Raw genomic sequence first — 3076 nt, forward strand, 5'->3', positions numbered from 1 at the left:
GCCAAATGCCGCCCCGGCTACAATCTCCCCCCCCCCCCCCCCCCCCCCCGCGGGCGTCCCCCACCGGCCCCCCCCCCCCCCCCCCCCCCCCCCCCCGGGTCCCCGGGCCCGCCCCCCCGACACGAGACCCGCCCCGCGCGTGCGGGGGAGTCTCGCCCCGGATCAGGGATTACTTGTTGCGGCCGTGCAGGAACGGCACGACCTTGCGCAGCATCTGCATGTTCTGCGCGGTGCGCGAGTAGCTCATCAGCGCCATGCCAGGGATCGCGAACTTCTGGATCGCGATCGAGTGCGGGCGGGTGAACTCGCGCAGGCCGGGCTCGCCGTGGATACGGCCGATGCCGGACTCGCGCACGCCGCCGAAGGGCAGGCCGGGGATCGCGGCGAAGCCGAGCACCGAGTTCACCGAGGTGGCGCCGACCTCGAGCCTGCGCGCGATGGCCAGGCCGTTCTTCTTCGAGTACACCGACGACGACAGGCCGTACTTGGACTTGTTCGCCAGCTCGATGGCCTCGTCGATGGTGTCGACGACGCGGATGGTGATGGTCGGGCCGAAGGTCTCCTCGGTCACGGCCTCGGAGTTCTCGTCGGTGCCCACCAGCACGACCGGCTCGATGAAGGGGCCCTTCACCGACTCGGGGCCGCCGAGCACGGCCTCGGCGCCGTTGGCCAGCGCGCTCTCGATATGGCGCTTGACGATGTCGATCTGGCTCGGCATGGTCATCGGGCCGTAGGCGGCGCCCTCCTCCGAGCCGGGCTCGACGTCGGTGAGGATGCGCTTGACCTCGGCGATCAGCTCGTCGGCGACCGACTTGTGCACGTAGACGCGCTCCACGCCCGCGCAGGTCTGGCCGCTGTTGGCGGTGGCGCCCCACGCGATCGCGTCGGCGGCGGCCTTCACGTCGGCGTCGGCGTCGACGATGACCGCGTCCTTGCCACCGCACTCGAGCAGCACGGGGGTCAGGTTCTCGGCGGCGGCGGCCATGATGCGCTTGCCGGTGGCGGTGGAACCGGTGAAGGCGATCTTGTCGACGCCGGACTTCACCAGCGCCGCACCGGTCGCGCCGCGGCCGGTGATGGCCTCGAACACGCCCTCGGGCAGCTCGGGGTTGGCCTTCTTGAACGCCTGCGCCAGGAAGACGCCGATGCCGGTGGAGTACTCACTGGGCTTGAACACCACGGTGTTGCCCGCGGCCAGCGCGTAGCCGATGGAGCCGTTGGGGGTGTAGACCGGGTAGTTCCACGGGCCGATGACACCTACGACGCCGAGCGGGCGGCTCTCCAGGCGCGCGGAGAAGTTCGACATCATGGCGCCGGGGGAGATCTTCTTCGGGGCCAGGTACTTCTTGGCGTTCTTGGCGGCCCACGCGATGTGCTCGAGAGCCAGCATCAGCTCGAGGAAGGCGTCGTCGCGCGGCTTGCCGTTCTCCTTGTGGATGAGTTCGCAGAACTCGTCGGCGTCGGCGACAAGCCGGCTCGACCAGCGGAGCAGGTGCTTGCGACGCTCGTCGAAGCTGAGCGCGCCCCACACCTTGGCGGCCTTGCGGGCCTTCGCGACAGCCGCGCGCACCGCGTCCTCGTCGGCGATCGGGTAGGTGGCGAGGACCTCGCCCGTCGCCGGATTGACCGAGTCGAGTGTGGTGTCGGGGGCGGTCTCGATAGTTGTCACGTCGGTGGCTCTCCTCTTGCTATGCGGTGGCCGGTCGGTGCGCGGGCCGCGGACAGGTGTGATGCACTCCATCCGTTGAGAGAATGCTAAGTCAAAACTCTCACCAGGTCACCCACTATCCCCGAATTGTTGTCCCGGCTGTCGGCGGGGGGTGCCATGCTCGGAATCATGTGCGGACGATATGCCACCACGGCCGATCCGGGAAGGCTGGCGGCCGAACTCGATGCTCTCGACGAAACCGCAGGTAGAAGCGGTGCGAGTGCGACTGGAGGGGACACGGTCGGGCCCGCCGCGGCCGATCCCGCCCGCACCGTCGCCGACTACAACGTCGCCCCGACCAACCGGGTGCTCACGATCGTGTCACGGCACGATCGCGACCACCCCGAGGACGAACCAAGATTGCGCATCCGGCGCATGCGCTGGGGCCTGATCCCCTCCTGGACCAAGGCCGCCGAGCCCGGTGTCCCGGTCAAGGGCAAGCCGCTGTTCAACGCCCGCGCCGACAAGGCGGCCACCACACCGTCCTTCCGCGACGCGGTCAAGTACCGGCGCTGCCTGGTGCCGATGGACGGCTGGTACGAGTGGCTGGTCGAACCCGACCCGGCCGGTGGCCGCAAGGCGATCAAGCGTCCCTACTTCATGACCCCCGCCGACGGCTCGCGGCTGTACATGGCCGGACTGTGGTCGGTCTGGCGCGACCGTTCCCAGCCCAAGGCGCCACCGCTGCTGTCGTGCGCCATCCTCACCACAGACGCCGTGGGCGAGCTGACCCGCATCCACGACCGCATGCCCCTGCCCATGCCGCGCGAACACTGGGACGCCTGGCTCGATCCCGACCACCCCGCCCCGGCGGAACTGCTCGCCGCGCCGGAGGAGCAGGCGGTGCGCGACATCCTGATGCGGCCGGTGTCCACCCTGGTCAACAGCGTCAAGAACAACGGACCGGAACTGCTGGCCGAGGTGGACCCGGACGCACCGGCGGCCGGGCAGCGGCAGGCCGAGCATCCGCCGGGGGAGCAGATCAGCCTGCTGTGAGCCGCAGATCAGAGCGGACAGGAGACCGAGTCGGTCACCAGGTTGATGCCGCACTTGAGGATGCCCGTGGACAGATCGATGACCTCTTCGAGCACCGAGCCGCCCAGATTCTCGGCCTTGCGCGGCAGCTCGTCGCCCAGCCCGGTGCCATCGCCCGCCCCGGCGCCACCGTCGCGGTTAACGGCACCCATCACCCCGAAAGGGAAAAGCCACCGGCCCGATTGCCCCGGGAACAGCCCCACGACCCGCCCCCCCCCCCCCCCCCGCCGTTCGCGCGGGCCCGCGGTCCCCGTCCTGGCCGCGAGCCTGGTCCTCGCGCCCGCGCTGGTCTTCGCGCCGGCGGCGTGGGCGGGGCCGGACGAGGGGCAGTTC

At 70.4% G+C, this 3076-nt stretch carries 2 protein-coding genes and 1 pseudogene; 1 reads left to right on the plus strand and 2 read right to left on the minus strand.

What is annotated here, in order from left to right; translation table 11 throughout:
* Nucleotides 1-169: 169 nt before the first annotated feature.
* A complete protein-coding gene (locus QH283_RS02400; RefSeq protein WP_280501379.1) occupies nt 170-1669 on the minus strand; it encodes an aldehyde dehydrogenase family protein in 1500 nt (499 codons plus the stop codon).
* 168 nt (nt 1670-1837) lie between these two features.
* Between QH283_RS02400 and QH283_RS02405 the strand changes: the two genes are divergently transcribed.
* Nucleotides 1838-2704 carry an SOS response-associated peptidase gene (locus QH283_RS02405; RefSeq protein WP_280501380.1) on the plus strand — a complete coding sequence of 289 codons (867 nt, stop codon included), beginning with the start codon at nt 1838-1840 and terminating at the stop codon, nt 2702-2704.
* An 8-nt stretch (nt 2705-2712) separates the two neighbouring features.
* Here QH283_RS02405 and QH283_RS02410 read toward each other — a convergent pair.
* Nucleotides 2713-3076 (minus strand): annotated as a pseudogene (locus QH283_RS02410) (hypothetical protein); the annotation flags it as partial.

Source organism: Nocardia farcinica (assembly GCF_029867845.1).
Taxonomy (GTDB): Bacteria; Actinomycetota; Actinomycetes; order Mycobacteriales; family Mycobacteriaceae; genus Nocardia; species Nocardia farcinica_A.